Origin of the sequence: Phaeobacter sp. HS011 (assembly GCF_018101215.1) — a bacterium.
GTDB lineage: Bacteria > Pseudomonadota > Alphaproteobacteria > Rhodobacterales > Rhodobacteraceae > Phaeobacter > Phaeobacter inhibens.
In genome coordinates, this window is sequence record NZ_JAGEUF010000024.1 from 1 (window position 1) to 377 (window position 377).

1 pseudogene is annotated in these 377 nt (G+C 60.2%); it reads right to left on the reverse strand.

The window, feature by feature from the left end:
• Nucleotides 1–377: pseudogene (locus tag J4721_RS19655) on the reverse strand (glutamine synthetase); the annotation flags it as partial.

A 377-nucleotide genomic window follows, 5' to 3' on the forward strand; every position in this document is an offset into this window, starting at 1 on the left:
ACTCTTCCTGACCGGTCTCGGCCTCGCCTTTGGAATTCTCAATCGGCAGGCCCGCATCCCACAGGTGGTTGCGGATTGGGCGCAGCACGTGCTCTTCGCGGCTGGTCTGCAGGATGCTGTAGTCCTCATTATAGCCCGAGATCGGCTCCAGATCGCGAAAGCCTGATTTGCGGATCGCATCGAAGCTCTTCTCGAAGAGGAAAAACTCCAGCTCGGTGGCGCACATCGCGTCAAAACCCATCTCCTTGAGACGGTTCACCTGACGCTTCAGGATGGCGCGCGGCGAATGCGGCACCTCTTCGTGGCTGTGGTGATCCAGTACGTCACAGAGCACCATCACGGTGCCTTCGAGCCAGGGCACCGGGCGCAGGGTTGCA